Raw genomic sequence first — 18043 nt, 5'->3', positions numbered from 1 at the left:
CTGGCAAAGGTCTGGGTTCACAGGACGCAGAAACTGGTTCGATTGTTGTGCTGAGGCACCGAAGGCGACCAGAGGGAAATCAAACTCATGGAAGAGGCGTATTTCAAGTGCCAGAGCAGCCTAGCCACCGTCTACCAGAGGAATTTGGCGGAAACGAGTGGCTCGTTGACGAACTGTACGAGCGTTACCAGCAGGACAAGAACACGGTTGATGCCAAGTGGTGGCCGCTGTTCGAATCTTTCGACGCCGGTGACAGCTCGTCTTCCAACGGGACCTCGGGGGCACCGGCGCCCGCCGACCCCGCAACTCGCGAACTTCCAGTTGTAGCTCCCGCTGCGGCAGCACCGGCAGCGTCGCCGGCAGCCCCTGCCAAGCCGGCTGCTCCTGCCCAGCCCGCTGCCGCCCAGCCGCAGGCAGCCCCGGCAAAGAAAGCTCCTGCCACTATTGCCCGCGACGGCGCAAAGAAGCCCGAGTCCGCCGGCACCCCGCCGATCCCGGCACAGCTGCCCAAGAACATCAAGGCCCCCACGGCACCCGAAGAGGACGTCGTCTCCGTCCTTCGCGGACCGGCGAAGGCCATCGCGTCAAACATGGTCACCAGCCTGGAGGTTCCCACCGCCACCAGCGTCCGGGCCATCCCTGCCAAGCTGCTGATCGACAACCGCGTGGTCATCAACTCCAACCTGGCCCGCGCCCGCGGCGGCAAGGTCTCCTTCACGCACCTGATCGGCTATGCCGTCATCCGTGCGCTGTCCCAGTTCCCCTCCATGAACGTCTACTACGACGAAGTGGACGGCAAGCCCGTAGCGGTCCAGCCGGCACACGTGAACTTCGGCATCGCCATCGACATGCCCAAGCCTGACGGCACCCGCCTGCTGATGGTGCCGAACATCAAGAAGGCGGAGACCCTCAACTTCTCCGAGTTCTGGCACACCTACGAGGACCTGATCAAGCGCGCCCGCAACGGCAAGCTGACGGCGGATGACCACTCGGGCACCACCGTGTCCCTGACCAACCCGGGCGGCATCGGCACCGTGCACTCCGTGCCGCGCCTCTCCAAGGGCCAGGCGGCCATCATCGGCGTCGGCGCACTGGATTACCCGGCCGAGTTCCAGGGCGCCAGCGAGAAGATCATCGCGCACAACGCCATCAGCAAGGTCCTCACGCTGACCTCCACCTACGACCACCGCGTCATCCAGGGTGCCGGCAGCGGCGAATTCCTGAAGCTCGTGCACCAGCTCCTGCTGGGCGCGCAGAACTTCTATGACGAGATCTTCGAGTCCCTGCGCATCCCGTACGAACCCGTGCGCTGGAGCCCGGACCTGCAGGTTGACCCCGCCGACCAGATCAACAAGGTCGCCCGGATCCAGCAGCTCATCCACTCCTACCGTGTCCGCGGCCACCTCATGGCGGACACGGATCCCCTGGAGTACGTCCAGCGCAAGCACCCTGACCTGGACGTCCTCACCTACGGACTGACCCTGTGGGATCTGGACCGCGAGTGGCCCACCGGCGGCTTCGGCGGCAAGCCCATGCTCGCGTTCCGCGACATCCTGGGCGTTCTCCGCGACGCCTACTGCCGCACCACCGGCATCGAATACATGCACATCCAGGACCCGGCCGAACGCAAGTGGTTCCAGGACCAGCTGGAGCACCCGTACTCCAAGCCGAGCCGCGAAGAGCAGCTGCGCATCGTATCCAAGCTCAATGCTGCGGAAGCCTTCGAAACCTTCCTGCAGACCAAGTTCGTGGGCCAGAAGCGGTTCTCGCTGGAAGGCGGCGAATCGCTGATCCCGCTGCTGGACGCCATCATCTCCGATGCGGCCGACGACAACCTCGACGAAGTCGCAATCGGCATGGCCCACCGCGGTCGCCTGAACGTGCTCACCAACATCGCCGGCAAGACCTACGCACAGGTCTTCCGCGAATTCGAAGGCACCCAGGACCCGCGCTCCGTGCAGGGCTCCGGCGACGTCAAGTACCACCTCGGCACCGAGGGCACCTTCACGTCGGATAACGGCAAGGAGACCAAGGTCTACCTCGCCGCCAACCCCTCGCACCTCGAGGCCGTGGACTCGGTCCTCGAAGGCATCGTCCGCGCCAAGCAGGACCGCCTGGACCAGGGCGAGGCCTTCCCCGTGCTGCCCATCATGGTGCACGGTGACGCCGCCTTCGCAGGCCAGGGTGTGGTCGCGGAAACGCTCAACCTCTCCCAGCTGCGCGGCTACCGCACCGGCGGTACCATCCACGTGGTCGTCAACAACCAGGTCGGCTTCACCACCGCGCCGTCCTCGTCACGTTCCTCCACCTACTCCACGGACGTCGCCAAGATGATCCAGGCGCCGGTGTTCCACGTAAACGGCGACGACCCGGAGGCCGTGGTCCGCATCGGCCAGCTCGCCTACGAGTTCCGCCAGCGTTTCCACAAGGATGTCGTCATCGACATGGTCTGCTACCGGCGCCGCGGGCACAACGAGGGCGATGACCCCTCGATGACCCAGCCGCTGATGTACAACCTGATCGAAGCAAAGCGTTCGGTGCGCAAGCTGTACACCGAATCGCTGATCGGCCGAGGCGACATCACCGAGGAAGAAGCCGAGCAGCTGCTTCGCGACTACCAGGAACGGCTGGAACGCGTCTTCGCAGAAACCCACGCGGCCCAGACCTCCCCGATCCCGATCATCACTGCGGATTCCGCCGCCGTGTCGGACATCGAACGGCCCATCGCCCAGCAGGCCGACTTCGGCATCAACGCACCGGTCTCCACCGCGATTTCCGCCGAAACCCTGGCGCGCATCGGCAAGGCACACGTTGAAATCCCCGAGGGCTTCACCGTCCACGCCAAGCTCAAGCAGCTGCTGGAGAAGCGGGAACAGATGTCACGCGAAGGCGGCATCGACTGGGGCTTTGGCGAGATCGCAGCCTTCGGCTCGCTCATCATGGAAGGCGTCCCCGTCCGGCTCGCCGGCCAGGACTCCCGCCGCGGCACCTTCGTGCAGCGCCACGCTGTGTTCCACGACCGCGCCAACGGCAACGAGTGGCTGCCCCTCGGCAACCTTTCCGATGACCAGGCCAAGCTCTGGATCTACGACTCCCTGCTATCCGAATACGCCGCCATGGGCTTCGAGTACGGCTACTCGGTGGAGCGCCCTGACGCGCTGGTCCTGTGGGAAGCGCAGTTCGGTGACTTCGTCAACGGTGCCCAGACCATCATTGATGAGTTCATCTCCTCGGCCGAGCAGAAGTGGGGCCAGCGCTCCTCGCTGGTGCTCATGCTGCCCCACGGCTACGAAGGCCAGGGACCGGACCACTCTTCCGCACGGATCGAGCGCTTCCTGCAGATGTGCGCCGAAGAGAACATGATCGTGGCCAACCCCACGACGTCGGCCTCCCACTTCCACCTGCTGCGCCGCCAGGCGTACAGCCGGCCGCGGAAGCCGCTCATCATCTTCACGCCCAAGCAGCTGCTCCGCCTGAAGGCCGCAGCCTCGTCCGTGGAGGACTTCACCACGGGCGCCTTCCGGCCCGTCATCGGCGAGCACGAGCACCTGCAGGCAGATGCTGTCGAGCGTGTGCTGCTGGTCTCCGGCCGGCTGTACTACGATCTCCTGTCCACCCGGCAGAAGACCGGCGACAAGACCACCGCGATCGTCCGCGTCGAGCAGCTCTACCCGCTGCCCGCCGCTGAAATCGCTGCCGAGCTCGCCAAGTACCCGAACGCCGAAGTGGTGTGGGCACAGGACGAACCGGCCAACCAGGGTCCGTGGCCGTTCATGGGCCTGAACCTGCCCGAGGCCCTGGACCGCAGGGTCAGGCTGGTTTCCCGTCCGGCCTCGGCCTCCACGGCCGCCGGTTCCATGAAGCGGCACGCCGCGGAGCAGGATGCCCTCCTTAAGCAGGCGTTCGCACGGAAGTAGCTTGAACGCTGCCCGGTCGGAGCTCGAAACGACTCCGGCCGGGCAGCGCTGCTTAATGGAAGGGGCTGCCGCCAACAGACCGTCCGCCGCCGGAGTTGGCCGGGAGCCCGTTTCCATGGAACGCTGAATTTAGTTGCATATTGAGGTTAAGAGGTAGTCGTGGAAGACAGGAAGCTGCGGATTGCGGCTGTTGGAGATGAACTGTTGGCCGGCTTGGGCGATCCCCGGGCGCTGGGCTGGCTGGGCCGCGTGCTGGCCCGCACTCCGCAGGACGGCATCACCGTTGAGTGCTATGCCCTCCCCTGTCCGCAGGAAGGCACCGAAGGCCTGGCCGCCCGGTGGCTTGACGAGGCCGGGCGCCGCTTCGGCAACAACCACGAAAACCGGCTCGTGATCGGACTCAGCGGGCGCGACGTCGAGTTCGGGCTGTCCACGGCCCGCAGCCGGCTGAACCTCGCCAACATCCTGGACTCCGCATCGCAGAACAAAATCGAGGTCTTTGTGGTGGGCCCGCCGCCGTCGCTCGATCCGGCGCAAAACCGGCGGTTGGGTGAACTGAACACGGCGTTCGCGGACGTCACCACACGGCGCAAGCACCTCTACGTTGACACGTTTTCGCCGTTGCTCAACCACGAGCAGTGGCGCCAGGACCTCGCCGCCAACAGCGGCACACCGGGACAGGCCGGCTACGGACTGATGGCCTGGCTGGTGCTGCACCGCGGCTGGTTCCAGTGGCTCGGCATCGCTGCTCCGGAGTAAGAACCAAATCCCTGCCGCGGCGCCGTGGGCAATTTGCTGCACCGTACCCGGTAAGGCTTGACACCTGAGTCGTGCCCGTGACCCAATGGCCCCATAGCGCCGTCGACAGAAGGTTGTGGGTCATGACCGCTCCCGGAAATTCCAAGGCCTCCCGTGCCCCGGCAGCCCTGGCCGTGGCACTGATGCTTGCCCTGGCAGGATGCAGTCCGGGCCAGTCTCCCGCTCCGTCCAGCCCGGGGTCGAACTCAGCCTCAACGTCGCCGTCCAACGCCGCCAGCGGTACACCGGCACCTTCGGCGGGAGACAGCGCGCTGCACCCATTTGACCAGGCCGCGCTTGAGCAGACCTTCAGCGAAGCTGCCCGCGAACTGCGCGTCCCCGGGGCAGTGATGTTGCTACGGACCCCTGGCGGCAACCTCACGCGCACCTACGGCGTGCGAAGCATTGGCGGATCCGATCCGGTGACGCCGGAAGACCACGTCCGGATCGGCTCCATCACCAAGACGTGGACCGCCACGGTCATCCTGCAGTTGGTCCAGGAAGGCAGGATCAAGCTCGACGACCCGGTGGCGGACTACCGCCCGGATGTACCGAACGGTGCCAATATCACCATCGAGCAGCTGCTGACGATGCGCAGCGGGCTCTACAACTACACGGAGGCCCTGGCAGTAAACCAGGTCCTCGACTCGGATCCCGGGAAGACGTGGAACACCGACGAACTGCTCGCCGTTGCCTTCCGCAACTCGCCGTACTTTCCTCCCGGCGAGGGCTTCCACTATTCCAATACGAATACGGTGCTTCTTGGCCTGATCGCGGAAGCCCTGGACCGTAAACCGCTGGCAGCGGCCTTCCGCGACAGGCTGTTCAAGCCGCTTGGCCTGACCGGATCCGTGTTTCCCGAGCGGGCGTCCAACGACATTCCCGCCCCGCATCCGCAGGGGTACATGTTCGGGAACAACGTGCTGACCCTCGACGACCGCGCCCTCCCCGAAGACATGCAAAAGGCTGCCGCCGACGGGACGCTCCAGCCCACGGACCAGACAGCCATGAACCCGTCATGGGGCTGGGCGGCCGGTGCGGGAATCTCGACGGCGGAGGATTTGGCGACCTGGGCCGAAGCGCTCGGCGGCGGGAAGGTGCTGGGGCCGGACTTGCAGAAATTGCGTTTGGATAGCCTCCAGCCGGTTAAGGCCGACGACCCGGGCGGCGCCCTCTACGGGTTGGGGATCGCAAAATTCGGCAACCTTTTCGGGCACACCGGTGAACTGCCCGGGTTCAACAGCTTCGCCGGCTACGACCCCGGGAACAAGGTCACCCTGGTTGTCTGGACCAACCTGGCCCCGACGCCGGACGGCCGGGACCCGGCGACGGCGATCGCCCGCACCCTCATCGGGAAGCTCTACCGCTAACGGCTGTCGACTCTTGCTTTCGGCCAAGACGCGATATATCGTCAATTCATATTCACGATATATCGCAACTTGGAGGAACTGTGGACGACAACACCTGGACCGTCACCGGTCCGCAGACCATCGACGTCGACGGCGTCAGGGCACTCAAACTCGGAATCATCCGGGGCCGGTTCGATGTGGTCACCCACGCCGAGGATGTCACGCGGATCGAAGTATCCGAAATACACGGCGACCCGCTGACGGTGACCCTGGCCAACGGAAGGCTCGAGGTGCGCCACCAGCTTCAAGGCGCCCAGGGCTGGTTCAAGAACCTCATGGGAACGGTCCACAACAACAGCACCAACTCCATCGTGATCAGCATTGCGCTCCCGGCCGGAGTCGAAGTCGAGGCCGGCACGGTCAGCGGCGACGGCCTCGTCTCCGGGATCAGCGGGCATACGAGGCTGAGTACCGTCTCGGGATCAGTCATGGCGGACGGCACCGCCGGCGAACTCCACGTCAACACGGTCAGCGGCGAAGTCATCGCCCGGAACCACGACGGCGTCCTCACCGCCAAGAGCGTCTCCGGCGAAGTCACCGCCTCGGGCCGGTTCAGCAACATCCGCGCCAACACCGTGAGCGGCGACATGAGCTTTGACCTGCACGGCTTCACCCACGACTTCGGGGCGAATTCAGTGTCAGGTGACCTCACCGTCCGGGTGCCCCAGGACGTCGGCGTGGACATCGTGGCAAAGTCCGCCAGCGGCGCTGTGGTCATCGACGACCATAAATACGTCCAGCCCGGCGGCAAGGTCCAAACCATCGCCGGCCCGGATACGCAGCTTATGTTGGTCCGGACCAACTCCATCTCCGGAAAGACGTCCATCATCCACAGCGAGTCGCCCGCCGAAGCCGAAACGGGGGCCTAGATGCCTCCGGTCTTCGCCCATGGCGCACTGCGCCTCTATCTCCTCTCCCTGCTGGAGTCCGGCCCCAAACACGGCTACGAACTCATCAAGGCCCTCAGCGAGCGGTTCGGGGGAACCTACTCCCCCAGCGCCGGCACCATCTACCCGCGGCTGGGCAAGCTGGAGGAAGAGGGGCTCGTGGCCACCGAGTCCGAGGGGCGCCGCACCAACTACCGCATCACGCCGGCCGGGCTGGTGGAGCTCAACCGGCGCAGGGACGAACTCGCCGGAGTCGAAAATGATATTTCGGACTCCGTGCGCAGGCTGGCCGACAACCTGCGCGAGGACATCCGCGCTAATATGCGCGGACTCCGGGCCGACCTTGCCGCCACCGCGGAAGCTGCGAGGTCATCAGCACGATCCGCCGCATTTCCCGACCGCGGAACCCGGCATGGCCCCGAAAGCGACCGAACGCTGAAGGAAGCGGAAATGCTGCTCCAGGCCTTCAGGGACAGCCTCCGGGTTGAGCTTCGGGTTCGGGCCAGCTCCGCCCCCATCAGCGGCGTCACGCTGGAAACGATCCGAACGGTACTGGATCAGGCCCGGATATCCATCCGCAACTCGCTGAAGGCAGACAGTCACTGAGCCGGACTCGGTTCGCGGGCCGTCGCGTGATGTGGGAGACTTGAGGGCAGCTCTTTTGAGTACCAAGATTAAGGAGGCCAGCTATGAGCAAGCGAGCACGTAAACGTCGTGACCGTAAGCGTGGCGGCGCGAACCACGGGAAGCGCCCCAACGCCTAAACTACGGTTTGGAACATGAGCTTTAAAGCGAAGGGCCCCGGAAACCACATGGTTTCCGGGGCCCTTCGCTTTAACATCCGGGGCGGGCTGCCGCGGGGAGCTAGGCCTCCACGGGACGAATCGAGTGGATCCGGTCCAAGATCGCGTTTTTCAGGTTCTCCGGGGCGGCTTCCGTACAGGACCGCTTGACCACCTTGCGGATGACGCACTCGAGATCGTACTCCTCAAGGCACTCCGGGCAACCGTCCAGGTGATCCTTGATCTCGGCGATGTCGCTGTGTGTCAACGCACCGTCCAGGTATTCGTAAATACGTTGCATCCGGGCGTCGTCGCAATCGCCCAGTCCCTGGCAGTCGCTCATTTCCTGTTCTCCTGTTTTGTGCTTTCGGCCGCTGCGCCTGAATCGGTTGCGGCTTTGAAACCCCGCTCTGCGGCATAGTCCGCGAGCATGTCCCGCAGCATTTTCCGGCCGCGGTGGAGCCGGGACATCACGGTGCCGATGGGGGTGTTCATGATGTCCGAGATTTCCTTGTAGGCGAAACCCTCCACGTCAGCGAAGTACACCGCGAGCCGGAATTCTTCCGGGATCGCCTGCAGGGCCCGCTTCACATCGGAATCGGGAAGGTGGTCCAGTGCTTCGGCTTCCGCGGAGCGCAGACCCGTTGAGGTGTGCGACTCCGCCCGTGCCAGCTGCCAGTCCTCAATCGTGTCCGAGTTCGACTGGAGCGGCTCGCGCTGCCTCTTGCGGTACAGGTTGATGTACGTGTTCGTGAGTATCCGGTAGAGCCATGCCTTGAGGTTCGTGCCGGGCTTGTACTGGTGGAACGCGGAGAAGGCTTTGGTGTACGCCTCCTGGACCAGGTCTTCTGCGTCAGCAGGGTTCCGCGCCATCCTCATGGCAGCGGAATAGAGCTGGTCGACGTACTGCATGGCGTCGCGTTCAAACCGCTGCCTGCGCTGCTCCGGGGTCTCGGACACCACGTCGACTTCCGCCTCCGCAGCGCCCGTCTCCACAGCTTGCGGCTCGCCGCCAGGGCGGGCCGCAGCGTCCTTCGGGGACTCGCTGATGGTCTTGGCGTCGTTTCCGGCAGCCTCATATATGGCCGCAACGGCCGGATCAATGGTGCTCATTGCCTTCAAGTCTACTGTGACGCGCGCGGCAGTTTCCGGCGGTAGTCCGCCGGCTTCGCCGTCGCGTCCGGGGAACTCCAACGGGGCGACGAGTTTCACGCTGTCCCTAACCAATGTCAAGCTCCATCTCCGCTCTGTGTCCTTACTGTGGGGGCCCTTGCTGTTGACGCCCCGCGCTGACGCTCTGGGCGTGCAACCGCCCGGCGTCCGCAAACGTCCCAAGGCCGCGCCCATGCACGGCCCCTGACTCATTTGGGACCTGCTTTTCACAACCACGTCCGGCGGGCAAATATTCCGCAAAAGTGCAAGACTAGAACCGGTTCCCCCGCAGAAGTTCCGCGGCTCGTCCACCCAGGAGGAAATTCATGTCCTTAGTCCGTTTTCTCGCCCGGCCCATGCTGGCTTCCAGTTTCGTCCTCGCCGGCCTGGACAAGCTAAAGAACGCGGATGACACTGCGACGCAGCTGTCCCCCCTGCTGCGGCGTGCGGCGGACTCCCTGCCGTTCGCCACGAACGAAAAGGTGCTGGCCCGGGTCATCGGTGGCACCCAGGTGGGCGCCGGAGTGCTGTTCGCCCTGGGCAAATCGGCCCGGCTCGCCGCCTCCGTGCTCGCGGTTATTTCAGTTCTGAATGCCTACGTCGAGTGGCGCAGCGCGGATATCACGTCCAAGGAAGCACGGGACGCCCGCCGCACCCAGCTCCTCAAGAACGTCACGCTCACCGGCGGCGTGCTGCTGGCCTCCGTGGACACCGCCGGCAAGCCGAGCCTGGCCTGGCGGGCCGAGCACCTGGCCGCTGATGCCCGCAAGGGTGCCAGCCACCTGACTTCGGACGTCCGCAAGACCACCGGCAAGCAGCTTAAGAAGGCCGACAAGGCCGTCCGCAAAGCCGTGGACCACGCAGTGAAAGCATAGGCACGAATGACAGGCACCGCCCCCACCACCCCGGCTCCCTCAACACCTGCGGACGGAATCCACTGGCCCGCACCGTTCGCCGAAACACCGGTCAACGCGACGGTTACCGTCCCGGGCTCCAAGTCGCTGACCAACAGGTACCTGGTCCTTGCCGCCCTGGCCGACGGCCCGTCCCGCCTCCGCGCACCCCTGCATTCGCGCGACTCCGCGCTGATGATCCAGGCCCTGCGCCAGCTGGGAGCCGGTATCCGTGAGGTCCCGGGCGACGGCTCGTTCGGGCCTGACCTCGAGATCACGCCGCTCAGCCCGGACGCGGCGGCGGCCGGTACCGCCATCGACTGTGGCCTCGCCGGAACCGTGATGCGCTTTGTCCCCCCGGTGGCTGCGCTCCGCAACGGAGCCACCGTATTCGACGGCGATCCGCACGCCCGCAAGCGGCCCATGAACACCATCATCGAGGCACTGGCTGCCCTCGGCGTTGAGGTCACTGCCGCCGACGGGACGAGGCCGACGTCGCTTCCCTTCGTAGTGGAAGGCACGGGCGAAGTGCGCGGCGGCCACCTGGTGATTGACGCGAGCGCATCATCGCAGTTCGTGTCGGCACTTCTCCTTGTGGGCGCGCGTTTCACCGAGGGCCTGCACCTGGAACACGTCGGCAAGCCCGTGCCGAGCCTGGACCACATCAACATGACCGTGGCCGTTCTGCGCGAAGTCGGCGTGTCCGTCGACGATTCCGTCCCGAACCACTGGATCGTGGCACCTGGCTCCATCCGGGCGTTCGACCGCCGCATTGAACAGGACCTGTCCAACGCCGGTCCCTTCCTCGCCGCGGCGCTGGCAACGGGTGGCACGGTCCGCATTCCCAACTGGCCGGCGCCCACAACGCAGGTGGGCGATCTTTGGCGCAGCATCCTGGCAGAGATGGGTGCCACCGTCACACTGGACAACGGGACACTCACCGTCACAGGCGGGCCCGAAATCAAGGGCGCAGACTTCGCCGACACCAGTGAACTGGCGCCGACAGTGGCCGCCTTGTGCGCGCTGGCCACCGGCCCCTCGCGGCTCAGCGGCATAGCGCACCTCCGGGGCCATGAGACGGACAGGCTTGCCGCCCTCGTCACCGAAATCAACCGCCTGGGCGGGGATGCCGAGGAAACAGCCGATGGCCTGGTGATCCGGCCCGCGACGCTCCACGGCGGCGTCGTCCACAGTTACGCTGACCACCGCATGGCGACGGCGGGGGCAATCCTGGGCCTCGCCGTCCACGGAGTCGAAGTCGAAGACATCGGCACCACAGCCAAGACCATGCCGGACTTCCCGCAATTGTGGGAAGCCATGCTGACGCAGCTTGGCCGGCAGACGGAACAGGCCAGTGGGGCGTAGCACCGGTTCCTGGGACGAGTCCGATATCCGGATCCGCCCCAACAAGAAAGGTACCCGTCCCCGGACCAAGGACCGGCCCAGCCATGACGACGCCGTGACCGGACGCATCATCACCGTGGACCGCGGCCGCTACACGGCTGTGGTGGGCGAGGATACCGGCAACGAACGCATTGTCATCGCGGCGCGGGCGCGCGAATTGCGCCGTTCGCCGGTGGTGGCCGGTGACTTCGTGTCCCTCGTCGGCGATGTCTCCGGCGAGCCGGACACCCTTGCCCGGCTCGTGAAGATCCAGGACCGCCACACGCTCCTGCGGCGCAGCGCCGATGACACCGACCCGATCGAACGGGCGGTGGTCGCGAATGCCGACCAGCTCGTAGTGGTCGTGGCCGCGGCCAATCCCGAACCGCGCACCGGTTTTATTGACCGCGCCCTGGTGGCGGCGTACGACGCCGGGATCGAGCCGCTGCTCCTCGTCACCAAGGCGGACGTCAAGGACCCCACCGAACTCCTGTCCAACTACCGGCACCTGGACTTCCCCGTGATCATCAGCAAGACCGCCGATGCGGCCGCCTCGGGAATCGATGCGCGCTCCGATGACGGGCTGTCCGCCCGGCTCGACAGCGACGCCGTGTCGCAGCTGCGTGCCCACCTCGACGGCAAGGTGACGGTCATGCTTGGCCATTCCGGGGTGGGCAAGTCCACCATGGTCAACGCCCTGACCGGCGCAGAGCGCGCTACCGGAGGCGTCAACGCCGTCACCGGGCGGGGACGGCACACGTCGTCGTCGGCACTGGCCCTGCGGATCAGTGACGCGCCCGCCGGGAGCTGGATTATCGACACACCGGGCATCCGGTCATTCGGCCTCGCGCACGTGGACCCGGACCGGATCCTCCGGTCCTTTCCCGATCTCGAACCCGGCACGGATGCCTGCGAACGTGGCTGCAAGCATGATTCCTCCGCCGTTAACTGCGGAGTGGACGCCTGGGTGTCCGAAGGGCACGCAGGGCCGTCCGGCGCAGCGCGGCTGGCGTCACTGCGCCGTCTGCTCGGCACCGATCCCCGGATGGAAGCGCAGGAAGCCAAGGAACTCGGCATTGTTTCGTAGCGCCGTTTCGCCGCCTGTGCCCGGGGCCCCGCCACGGGGCGGGTTCACGGGCAGCACGGTGCAGGACGTGGCCTCCCAGCCGGCCGGCCGCAGAGACGGTAGTTTGGAAGCATGACCCAACCCGCTTCGAGCTACAACGATGACCTGCGCCTCGCCCATGTCCTGGCCGACTCTGTTGACTCCCAGACCATGAGCCGTTTCAAGGCACTGGACCTTCAGATTGAAACCAAACCGGACCTTACCCCGGTCACGGATGCTGACAAGGCAGCTGAAGAATCCATCCGCGGACAGCTCTCGCGCTCCCGCCCGCGCGACGCCGTCCTCGGCGAAGAGTTCGGCAGTTCCGGGCATGGTTCCCGCCGCTGGATCATCGATCCGATCGACGGCACCAAAAACTTCGTCCGTGGCGTGCCTGTCTGGGCCACCCTGATCGCCCTCGTGGATGAGGGCGAACCCGTGGTTGGCCTGGTCAGCGCGCCGGCATTGGGCAAGCGCTGGTGGGCCGCGAAGGGCGCCGGCGCCTACATGGGGCGGTCCCTTGCTGCGGCCACGCGGCTGAAGGTCTCGAACGTGTCCGAGCTTTCGGACGCTTCACTCTCCTACTCGAGCCTGGGCGGCTGGAAGGAACGCGGCAACCTGGACGAGTTCCTCGGCCTCACCGAGGAGGTCTGGCGGACCCGCGCCTACGGCGACTTCTGGTCCTATTGCATGGTGGCCGAGGGATGCGTGGACATCGCTTGCGAGCCGGAGCTGAACCTCTACGACATGGCCGCGCTGGTGCCGATTGTCACCGAAGCGGGCGGCCGCTTCACGTCCTTGGAGGGAGTGGACGGCCCCTTCGGCGGAAACGCCCTGGCCACCAACTCGATCCTCCACTCCGAAGTCCTCAAGCGGCTGAACCCGGACCTCGACGACCTCCTCTGACGGGTGCACCGCACTGGAACCCGGTGCGGACGCATAGACGGACTGCAGAATGAACGACGGCGGACACCCCTCCCAAGGGGGTGTCCGCCGTCGTTTATTCGGCCGGAGCCCGCTTCTCCCGGCTTGCGTAACAAACGGCTTAATAATTGGCGTGGCTTTCCCGCGGCGCCGCGAATGTCCTAATCTCGAAACAGGTCACGAGTGCCAGCGCGAAACCCCGGTTTGCTGGCCGGCAACCCTCCATTCGCGGTGGGGTGCCCCGGGTGACGACCAGGCCGGTCCGGAACGGACCCGGCAAGCGCGGATCCCCGGAGTGAGGGGTCCTTTACAGTGAGGTCCCCATGACTACTGCCACCTTCCCCGCAAACCCCGGAACCACGTCCGCGACGGCCGCAGGCCTCCTGGACGAACGCTTCACCATTGCCAAGCGGCCGCTCTCGGCCGTCACCGGCGCCGAGATCCAGGCTCCGCTGATCCAGGGTGGCCACGTCCGCTACGCGAACCTGGACTATGGAGCGTCCGCTCCGGCCCTGTCCGTCGTGTCGGCCTACCTGAACGAAATCCTGCCGTACTACGCCAGCGTTCACCGCGGCGCCGGCTACGCCTCGCAGATCAGCACCTCGGTGTACGAAAACTCCCGGAACATCGTCCGCGCATTCGTCGGCGGCAGGACTGACGATTCCGTCATCTTCACCAGGAACACCACGGACTCCCTGAACCTGCTGGCGGGCTGCCTGCCCGTGGCGGACGGCCGCCACACCGGTGACGTGCTGTATCTCGACATCGAACACCACGCCAACCTGCTCCCCTGGCAGGGTGTGCCGCACCGCAGCGTTGTTGCCGCTCCCACGCTGAGCGCCACGCTCGAAAACCTGCGCTCCGAGCTCAGCCAGGGCGACATCAGCCTGCTGGCCGTAACGGGCGCCTCCAACGTCACAGGTGAAATCCTCCCCATCCGCGAGTTGGCCGCGCTGGCCCACGAACACGGCGCAAGGATCGTTGTGGACGCGGCACAGCTGGCCCCGCACCGCCGCATCGACATCGCGGCGGACGACGTCGACTACCTCGCCTTCTCGGGCCACAAGCTGTACGCGCCGTTCGGCTCGGGTGTCCTCGTGGGCCGGCCGGACTGGCTCGACGCCGGCACTCCCCACCTTGCAGGCGGCGGAGCCGTCCGTGAGGCCCGGCTGGACTCCGTCAGCTGGGCTACCGGACCGGCGCGGCATGAGGGCGGGTCGCCCAACGTTCTTGGAGCAGCCACGCTGGCCCGCGCCACGCAGGTCATCGGTGCGCTGGACCAGGAGCTGTGGCACGCCCACGAGACCGCCATCAGGTCCTTCCTCGTTGAAGGCCTGCGGAAGATCGACGGCGTTACGGTCCACCAGATCTTCAGCGACACCGACCAGGCAACGGACACCATCGGCGTGGTCAACTTCTCGGTCGAGGGCTACGACGCAGGCCTAGTGGCCGCCTACCTTTCCGCGGAACACGGTGTTGGCCTCCGCGACGGCCGCTTCTGCGCCCACCCGCTGCTCAAGCGCTTGGGACTTCCTTCCGGTTCGCTGCGTGCAAGCTTCGGCGTCGGGTCCAGGCTGGAGGACGCCCAGCGCCTGCTGGCCGGCATCGAGGAACTCCGCCGGACCGGTCTCGGCTGGGACTACGTGGTGGACTCCGGCCGCTGGGTGCCGGCCAACGACACCCGCAGCTACCCGGACTGGGCACCCAACACCCCCGGCACCGCGGGAGCGGCGCCCTGCACCGAAGACTAAGGCCCCGGCGTTTGCGGTAAATTCGAGGGGTAAGTAATCCAGTCTGCCCGAAGGAGACTGCACGTGGCACGGGGAGGCCCCAAACTGCACCACCAGCGCCGGTATGAACTCGGACGGAGCTTCCAGGACGGCGGTGAGCATTATGACCGTGTCCGTCCGGGTTATCCTGCCGATTCGGCGGACTGGCTGATCCGAAGCGCCGGCGGGACAGCCGGGGCCGCCAATGCCGCTGACGTTGGAGCCGGGACGGGCAAATTCACCGCCTTGCTGGTGCAGCGTGGTCTCGCGGTCTCCGCAGTGGACCCCTCGCCGGATATGCTCGCCCAACTGCGGCTTGCCCTGCCGGGAGTTCCCGCGGCGGAGGGCACCGCAGAGGCGACCGGACTCGCGGACAGCGCGTTCGACGTCGTCAGCGTTGCCCAGGCGTGGCACTGGTGCGACCCCCTCCTTGCGAGCACGGAACTTTCCCGCATCCTCCGCCCCGGCGGCGTGCTGGGGCTGGTCTGGAATCAGTTGGATACGTCGGTCCCGTGGGTTCACCGGCTCTCCCGGATCATGCATGCCGGCGATGTGCACAAGCCGGACTTCCGTCCCGCGATCGGGCCGGAGTTCACCGGGCTTGAGAGCCACCTGACACGCTGGGAAGATCCGGTGACCACCGAGGACATTGTGGAATTGGCGAAGTCCCGCAGCTATTACCTTGCCGCCGGTGAGAGCACCCGGGCCAAAGTCCGGGACAACCTGGACTGGTACCTCCACGAGCATCTGGCCCACTCGCGCGGGGACGTCGTCGGACTCCCCTACCTGACCCAGACCTGGCGGGCGTTCAAAGCATGAGTCCTGCAGACAAAGCGGTAGGCTAGGACCCGTGAAGACCAGCGCGCCCTCCTCCTCCATCGAGGACTACGTCAAGGTCATCTACTCCTTCACGGAGTGGCAGGACAAACCCATCACCTCGTCGCAGCTGGCACAACGGCTCGGGGTCGCGAACTCCTCGGTCTCGGAAATGGTCCGCAAGCTCAAGGACCAGGGCCTGGTTGACCACAAGCCCTACAGCGCCATCACGCTCACAGCCGACGGCATCCGGCTGGCGCTGTCTATGGTTCGGCGTCACAGGCTCATTGAGACCTACCTCGTCCAGGAACTCGGCTACAGCTGGGACGAGGTCCACGACGAAGCAGAGCTCCTGGAACACGCCGTCTCAGACACCTTCATCGAGCGGATGGCCGGCAAGCTCGGCAATCCGCTCCGCGACCCGCACGGCGATCCCATCCCCGCAGCGGACGGCACCGTCCGCATGCCCCGCGCCCACCGTATGAGCGAGCTCGACGAGGGCCACACGGGCCGGATCACCAGGATCAGCGACGAAAACCCCGATCTCCTGCGCTATCTGTCCGCCGAGAAGATCGACCTCGATGCAGACATCGAAGTGCTCGGCCGGAAACCCTTCGGCGGCGCCCTCGTGGTGCGGATCGGCCCGGCGGGCGCCGACCGCGAATTCGACCTCGCCGATGAGGTTTCGTCAGCGCTGTGGGTACACAGCGACACGGGCCATGCCGGATGCCGGCTTGCGGACGCCTGAACGCGTGCCGCCCGAATGGATGCCACCTGTATCGGTACTGCCTATAACGGTGACGCTTCGTCCACGCGGCCCTCACCACGCTCTGGATGGCACGGCCGACGACGGCGTTCTGGCTGAGGGCCGGAATCGGACCGGAGCTTCTGGGATCCTTCACCACCTTCTCGGCGGTGGTCTTCTCCGTTGACCAGCAGGCACGTTCGGGCCGACACGTGACATGGCTGATCTATCTCGGGCTCTCGCTGGTCCTGGGGCTTGGTGCGGCCGCCGCGGGCTGGAAGGCCGGCAAGGCCTTGAGCGACAGGACCGGAGGAACCTCATGACAGCTGTGCTGGGGTATTTTTGGCGTTGCCGGGGGCTTGCTCAGGTTTTCCATCGACACCTGGTTCGCGCACCGCACCGCACCGGCACGCGCCGGCACTGGCCCTGGGCAACGTTGCTGGTAAATGTCACCGGGTCACTCATCATCGGCCTTTCCGTGGGCTTCAGCGGACGGCTGGGGCTCGGCGAGGAATGGCATGCCGCGGTCGCCACGGGTCTCGCGGGCGGCCTGACGACGTTCAGTTCCTGGACCACTGCAACCATCCGGCTTGTCAGTGAAGGGCGGTACCCGGCGGCGGCGCTGAACGTGGCTGTCAATCTCGTCGCAGGGCTCTCCGCGGCGGCGGCAGGCATAGTCCTCGCAGGCTGACAGGCCCGCGGCTTTCCAACCGACGCACGCCAGCGCCCCGCGGTCTGAATATGTGAATCTCGAGGGGTCCTGCATCCCGTATCGTTAAACGATGGTTACGCGACGTGAAGCAGCTCAGATCCTTGATATCCCACTGGAAATGGCACACCGTCACGGTATCCCTGCCAGGCTGTCGGACGCCGAGCTGTCCGAGCTCCTGGACAATCCCCCGGCCTGGCTCGTCCAGTCCAAGGCCAACCGGACCGGCAAGCGCCCTGTCTGGGTCCAGCTGACCTGTGCCGTCTGCGGCTTCTCGGAAGCCGCCCGGCCCAAGAAATGGTGGCCGCCGTTCACGTACGTGTGCTGCGCCCATCACGCCCTCGACGACCTCCCGCCGGTCCTGCCGGGCCTGGTTCGCAGCGAGTATGAGGGTATCGGCAGCCGGTTCGTCGGCATTGTTGACGTTGAAGTACCCGGTTCCTGACGGCCGGCGCCCGGGCGGGGTCCGCTGCGACGCGTGAATGAGGGGCGGTGCCCGAAGCCGGCGTTGGTCCCAGTTACATTCACGAGAAAACAGGCGTACCTTACAAACACGGGGCCTATTCAGGGCCCCTACGTTAGGGAGGGCGACATGCCTGACAAATCGCCGCACCGGCAGGTCACCAAGAAGTCGGACAAGACCATCAAGCAAAAAAGGGCCGAAAAGAAGTCCAAGCATGAGGTGGACGCCCACGTGGACCCTGTAGCGCACATCAAGAAGCGCTGACTCGCGGCGGCCACGGCTGGCCGCTGG

The 18043-nt window shown here is 65.8% G+C and carries 19 protein-coding genes and 1 riboswitch; of the genes, 17 read left to right on the top strand and 2 right to left on the bottom strand.

The annotated features are described in order from the left end of the window. The first annotated feature begins 107 nt into the window (after window positions 1–107). From CXQ91_RS02420 to CXQ91_RS25670, 6 genes are all read left to right on the top strand, one after another. The gene (locus CXQ91_RS02420) at window positions 108–3917 is read left to right on the top strand and encodes a multifunctional oxoglutarate decarboxylase/oxoglutarate dehydrogenase thiamine pyrophosphate-binding subunit/dihydrolipoyllysine-residue succinyltransferase subunit (RefSeq protein WP_104172309.1); all 3810 of its coding nucleotides are present in this window, start codon (window positions 108–110) and stop codon (window positions 3915–3917) included. Window positions 3918–4076: 159 nt separating this feature from the next. Next, window positions 4077–4676, top strand: a complete 600-nt coding sequence (locus CXQ91_RS02415) for a GDSL-type esterase/lipase family protein (protein WP_104172308.1) — start codon at window positions 4077–4079, stop codon at window positions 4674–4676. Between the two features lie 122 nt (window positions 4677–4798). After that, window positions 4799–6085: a serine hydrolase gene (locus CXQ91_RS02410; protein ID WP_104172307.1), complete on the top strand. Its 1287-nt coding sequence runs from the start codon at window positions 4799–4801 to the stop codon at window positions 6083–6085. An 80-nt stretch (window positions 6086–6165) separates the two neighbouring features. Next, complete coding sequence (locus tag CXQ91_RS02405) at window positions 6166–6993, top strand: DUF4097 family beta strand repeat-containing protein (RefSeq protein ID WP_104172306.1); 828 nt, start codon at window positions 6166–6168, stop codon at window positions 6991–6993. Next, window positions 6994–7617, top strand: a complete 624-nt coding sequence (locus CXQ91_RS02400; protein ID WP_104172305.1) for a PadR family transcriptional regulator — start codon at window positions 6994–6996, stop codon at window positions 7615–7617. It begins immediately after the preceding gene. 83 nt (window positions 7618–7700) lie between these two features. Then, window positions 7701–7775: a 50S ribosomal protein bL37 gene (locus CXQ91_RS25670; protein ID WP_104061284.1), complete on the top strand. Its 75-nt coding sequence runs from the start codon at window positions 7701–7703 to the stop codon at window positions 7773–7775. Between the two features lie 100 nt (window positions 7776–7875). On the opposite strand, the gene rsrA is transcribed toward CXQ91_RS25670, so the two are convergent. Together rsrA and CXQ91_RS02385 are read right to left on the bottom strand one after the other, a co-directional pair. Continuing rightward, window positions 7876–8136, bottom strand: coding sequence for a mycothiol system anti-sigma-R factor (rsrA, locus tag CXQ91_RS02390; RefSeq protein ID WP_028270137.1), 261 nt, complete (start codon window positions 8134–8136; stop codon window positions 7876–7878). Further along, entirely contained in the window at window positions 8133–8906 is a 774-nt protein-coding gene (locus CXQ91_RS02385; protein ID WP_258073796.1) for a sigma-70 family RNA polymerase sigma factor, read from the bottom strand. The genes rsrA and CXQ91_RS02385 overlap by 4 nt, the downstream gene beginning before the upstream one ends. A gap of 365 nt (window positions 8907–9271) precedes the next feature. Here CXQ91_RS02385 and CXQ91_RS02380 point away from each other — a divergent pair, with 365 nt between their 5' ends. The 11 genes from CXQ91_RS02380 (at window position 9272) to CXQ91_RS25190 (ending at window position 18016) form a co-directional block, all read left to right on the top strand. Continuing rightward, window positions 9272–9820 (top strand): DoxX family protein, encoded by a 549-nt coding sequence (locus CXQ91_RS02380; protein ID WP_104172304.1) that lies wholly within the window; start codon window positions 9272–9274, stop codon window positions 9818–9820. A gap of 6 nt (window positions 9821–9826) precedes the next feature. After that, entirely contained in the window at window positions 9827–11203 is a 1377-nt protein-coding gene (aroA, locus tag CXQ91_RS02375) for a 3-phosphoshikimate 1-carboxyvinyltransferase (protein WP_104172303.1), read from the top strand. Then, the gene (locus tag CXQ91_RS02370) at window positions 11193–12308 is read left to right on the top strand and encodes a ribosome small subunit-dependent GTPase A (protein ID WP_104172302.1); all 1116 of its coding nucleotides are present in this window, start codon (window positions 11193–11195) and stop codon (window positions 12306–12308) included. Before aroA ends, CXQ91_RS02370 begins: the two co-directional genes overlap by 11 nt. 111 nt (window positions 12309–12419) lie before the next feature. Continuing rightward, the gene (hisN, locus tag CXQ91_RS02365; RefSeq protein ID WP_104172301.1) at window positions 12420–13232 is read left to right on the top strand and encodes a histidinol-phosphatase; all 813 of its coding nucleotides are present in this window, start codon (window positions 12420–12422) and stop codon (window positions 13230–13232) included. Between the two features lie 193 nt (window positions 13233–13425). Then, window positions 13426–13539, top strand: a riboswitch (SAM riboswitch). Window positions 13540–13573: 34 nt separating this feature from the next. After that, window positions 13574–15001, top strand: a complete 1428-nt coding sequence (locus CXQ91_RS02360) for an aminotransferase class V-fold PLP-dependent enzyme (RefSeq protein WP_104172300.1) — start codon at window positions 13574–13576, stop codon at window positions 14999–15001. Window positions 15002–15064: 63 nt separating this feature from the next. Beyond that, on the top strand, window positions 15065–15838 hold the full coding sequence (locus CXQ91_RS02355; protein ID WP_104172299.1) for a class I SAM-dependent methyltransferase: 774 nt from the start codon (window positions 15065–15067) through the stop codon (window positions 15836–15838). Window positions 15839–15869: 31 nt separating this feature from the next. Then, window positions 15870–16583 carry a metal-dependent transcriptional regulator gene (locus CXQ91_RS02350; RefSeq protein WP_104172298.1) on the top strand — a complete coding sequence of 238 codons (714 nt, stop codon included), beginning with the start codon at window positions 15870–15872 and terminating at the stop codon, window positions 16581–16583. 86 nt (window positions 16584–16669) lie between these two features. Continuing rightward, window positions 16670–16903, top strand: coding sequence for a CrcB family protein (locus CXQ91_RS02345; RefSeq protein WP_308471373.1), 234 nt, complete (start codon window positions 16670–16672; stop codon window positions 16901–16903). Then, window positions 16900–17271: a CrcB family protein gene (locus CXQ91_RS02340; protein ID WP_308471372.1), complete on the top strand. Its 372-nt coding sequence runs from the start codon at window positions 16900–16902 to the stop codon at window positions 17269–17271. The genes CXQ91_RS02345 and CXQ91_RS02340 overlap by 4 nt, the downstream gene beginning before the upstream one ends. Before the next feature lie 91 nt (window positions 17272–17362). Continuing rightward, a complete protein-coding gene (locus tag CXQ91_RS02335; protein WP_104172297.1) occupies window positions 17363–17734 on the top strand; it encodes a hypothetical protein in 372 nt (123 codons plus the stop codon). Window positions 17735–17881: 147 nt separating this feature from the next. Then, complete coding sequence (locus tag CXQ91_RS25190) at window positions 17882–18016, top strand: hypothetical protein (protein WP_258073794.1); 135 nt, start codon at window positions 17882–17884, stop codon at window positions 18014–18016. Window positions 18017–18043: the final 27 nt, after the last annotated feature.

The organism is Arthrobacter sp. Y81 (genome assembly GCF_002929335.1).
Classification (GTDB): domain Bacteria; phylum Actinomycetota; class Actinomycetes; order Actinomycetales; family Micrococcaceae; genus Arthrobacter.
Note: the sequence above shows the minus strand (reverse complement) of the source record. Positions and strands in the feature narration are given on the sequence as shown.

What these genes read in the sequence shown, in the direction of transcription:
- CXQ91_RS02410 (WP_104172307.1), top strand. Translation starts at nt 4,799, where the DNA reads ATGACCGCTCCCGGAAATTCCAAGGCCTCCCGTGCCCCGGCAGCCCTG.
- CXQ91_RS02400 (WP_104172305.1), top strand. Translation starts at nt 6,994, where the DNA reads ATGCCTCCGGTCTTCGCCCATGGCGCACTGCGCCTCTATCTCCTCTCC.
- rsrA (WP_028270137.1), bottom strand. Translation starts at nt 8,136, where the DNA reads ATGAGCGACTGCCAGGGACTGGGCGATTGCGACGACGCCCGGATGCAA.
- CXQ91_RS02385 (WP_258073796.1), bottom strand. Translation starts at nt 8,906, where the DNA reads ATGAGCACCATTGATCCGGCCGTTGCGGCCATATATGAGGCTGCCGGA.
- CXQ91_RS02380 (WP_104172304.1), top strand. Translation starts at nt 9,272, where the DNA reads ATGTCCTTAGTCCGTTTTCTCGCCCGGCCCATGCTGGCTTCCAGTTTC.
- aroA (WP_104172303.1), top strand. Translation starts at nt 9,827, where the DNA reads ATGACAGGCACCGCCCCCACCACCCCGGCTCCCTCAACACCTGCGGAC.
- hisN (WP_104172301.1), top strand. Translation starts at nt 12,420, where the DNA reads ATGACCCAACCCGCTTCGAGCTACAACGATGACCTGCGCCTCGCCCAT.
- CXQ91_RS02360 (WP_104172300.1), top strand. Translation starts at nt 13,574, where the DNA reads ATGACTACTGCCACCTTCCCCGCAAACCCCGGAACCACGTCCGCGACG.
- CXQ91_RS02345 (WP_308471373.1), top strand. Translation starts at nt 16,670, where the DNA reads ATGGCACGGCCGACGACGGCGTTCTGGCTGAGGGCCGGAATCGGACCG.
- CXQ91_RS02340 (WP_308471372.1), top strand. Translation starts at nt 16,900, where the DNA reads ATGACAGCTGTGCTGGGGTATTTTTGGCGTTGCCGGGGGCTTGCTCAG.
- CXQ91_RS02335 (WP_104172297.1), top strand. Translation starts at nt 17,363, where the DNA reads ATGGTTACGCGACGTGAAGCAGCTCAGATCCTTGATATCCCACTGGAA.
- CXQ91_RS25190 (WP_258073794.1), top strand. Translation starts at nt 17,882, where the DNA reads ATGCCTGACAAATCGCCGCACCGGCAGGTCACCAAGAAGTCGGACAAG.